The sequence below is a fragment of the Patescibacteria group bacterium genome (assembly GCA_041651355.1).
In the GTDB taxonomy this organism is placed as follows: domain Bacteria; phylum Patescibacteriota; class Patescibacteriia; order Patescibacteriales; family UBA12465; genus JAPLVX01.
In genome coordinates this window covers 1-2750 of the sequence record JBAZJK010000011.1, presented here as the reverse complement: position 1 = coordinate 2750, position 2750 = coordinate 1, and the positions used below count along the sequence as shown (strand labels likewise).

Sequence of the window (2750 nt, the reverse complement as noted above, 5' to 3'; positions counted from 1 at the left end):
GGGTGTGAGCTTTGCGCCCTTGACAACGGGCGTTTCAGGTTCTTTTGCTGTGAGTGTGAATGTTTCGGCGGCGGACAGGCCAGCTAAGGTGTGTTGTTCTCCGGCGTCGGTAGTTTCGGTGCGGGGTGTTTCCTCCGCCTTCGACATTTCGTCAAAGAAGGAACTTATTTCGTCGTGGGCTGCTTCGAGTTGTTCTTCGGTAAGATTCCCTTCCGCTTCAATCTCGCTAATAAGATCGGCGCGAACGCTTTCGCTATTTTCTTCGATTTCTCTTGTCGCGTCAATGCCTTCTTGGGCAAGGGCTTCTCGCTGTTGGTCGAGATATTCTTCTTCCCGTTCTGACCAATACTCATTTTCTTTCTCCTCGATCTGTTTTTCTATTATACGCTCTGCTTTGCCGGGGTGCAAGATATTTCTACCCTCTCCCGCAGCAAGTGCTTCAAACAAAGTCCTGTCGGTAAACTTGTCACCATTCTTATCCCTAAATCCTTCCGCGTTTACAAAACTGGCGGCTTCGTCCATGGCCATTTTGCCGTTCTGGCTGGTCACGGAGGCGATATCTCCCATTTCGCGGCTTCTGTCTTTTGATCTGAATCCGTGCGCTCTACTCCAGGCGTCGCCGGTTTTGTCCTGAAATTCTTCGCCCAGGCGAACTTTGCCAGCTCTCTGTAAGAACGTCACAAGGTTTTCTGCTCCGGAAATCGCCGGTTCCTGTTTCTCTGCCTTAACTTCCTTGACCTTCATCTTGACATAATAAAACCCGCGGCCCTGCTTGCCTTTTTTCTGATAGACTTTCTCATATCCGAATTTATCCGGGATCTCTTTCAAAGATTTCTGGACGCGGGAAAGGTCTCTTCTTTCGGCGGCGCGGATGAAGATTTCTTTGGGTTCGTTTGCTTCGGCCTTCTTTGCTCTCTTCGCTATTTCAATCTCAGCCCCAGGGATGCCTTTGTCTGCAAATTCTTTTAATTGCTTATCAGGATATTTTCCCCATTGTTCTTTTTGGACTTTGGGTATATCTCCGAAAGTATCTGTTTCCTTCTTCTGTAATTCAGGATAATCTTTCAAGACTGATTCTGGAACTGGCTTGCCTTCGGATAGGGCTTGCTCGGTGTAATATCTATGTGCCGCTTTCGCTCCTTGTTTACTTATTGCTTCATTTGGTGGTTTTAAGTTTGGCTCTATTTGTTGCGCTTTTTTAAGTATTGCTTGCGCTAATCCTATCTTTGGTTCTTCGGTAAAGATATTAACAACTTGACCTTCTGAATTAATTATTAATCCAGCGGCATTTGTATCTGTGCCAGAGTATCTTGCTATTATTCTCCTTCTGCCATTGTCTGCTTCGGTTGTGATAATATCAAAATCAAATTTCTTCCCATTGTTTTTATTGGTAAATGAATATGCGTTTTTATCGGTAGCAATAATTTTTTCATTAGGGAAAGCAATTATATCTCCAACTGGCAAATTTGCCATTTTAGCAACATCTAATTTTTCTTTATCTGCTCCAATCTTATTACTATATTCTTCCCTAGTCATTTCCCACGGTTCTTTTAAAGACTCCCCGGCCTTTCCTTTAACGCCTACTGTCGCGGCATCAGTTTGTGAGAGAGGCGCGGGGAGTGCTGTTAATGGATTCTGGCCACCGTTTTCAGCATAAGCCTGAGCAAAATCTTCTTCCGCTGCGGCTTCTTTGTCATATTTATAGACTTTATTTGTACCCGCTTCAACAGACTTCCCATGTTCTGTAATCCGTGGTTGCGCCGACCATTGTTTGCGTTGTTCGTCGGTTAAGCCTCGCCATACATGGTGGCCAGTTTCGTGTAATGCTTCTTCGTCTTTTTTGGTATATAGTTCAGCTTCTAAACCGGCCTTAGTCTTTATTTGCATACCGCGTAAAGTTCTATTGCCCGCTTGTATTTCTGCAACTCTTCCGGCGGCGCCCTCACCTTTTTCCGAGTCAATATAAAAAATGCCGTTTTCACGCATATTCGCTTTTGTTTCCGGTTTTAATTGACGCACCCATTCAGGATTGACATCGGGATGAACCATAAAACCATCTACCTCAACGTACCCCGCTTTATTAAAGGCTCCTTTGGTTTGCTCATCCGTTCCATCAGAACTCATTAAGCTATCCATGAGGACATCTTCCGTATTTGCCCCAGGTTGAACGTTCTCCGCACCCTTTACTTTCGGTGTTTCGATGGTAGAAGTCTTGGCAGGGGCTAAAGGTGTCATTTCCTCTGCCTGTTTTGTCAGTTCTTCGAGTCGCGCCTTCTTCTGTTCTAAATCAGCAGCCCATTTCTCGTACTGAGTTTCGCCTTTCCGGTTTGCATTGCGGGCAAGATAATCTTCCTGCTTGGCGATCTGGTTTTGTAGTTTTTTAACTTTAGAGGCTGTTGCGGGCGGAAGCTCTTCTTCTCTTCCGGCCGGTTCATTAATCGGCACGTCCGACAAATTCTGTGCAGTATTTGTCACTTCATTTGTCAGAGTATTTGTCACGGCTTCATCAATCTTTTTCGTAATGTTTTCAGCTATTACTCCATTAAGTCCGTCTCTTAACTGAGGGTATTTGTCTTTGAATCTGTCAATATCGGTATCATCAAAAACACCTTTGTTCTGAGCTTCCTTAATAATCCCAATAGCATTTTCAGAAGTAAATGGTTTCCCTTCGTATTGACCGGTAACAAGCCCTTCATGGATTGCCATCTTAAACATGGCGCCGGCTTTTAATCTATCCAGTTCTTGCGTTG

The 2750-nt window shown here is 44.6% G+C and carries 1 protein-coding gene; it reads right to left on the bottom strand.

Annotation, left to right across the window (positions count from 1 at the left end; translation table 11 throughout):
- Positions 1-2715, bottom strand: a 2715-nt coding sequence (locus WC441_05465) for a hypothetical protein (protein ID MFA5163934.1), incomplete at its 3' end; no start/stop codon positions are given.
- Between the last annotated feature and the right edge of the window lie 35 nt (positions 2716-2750).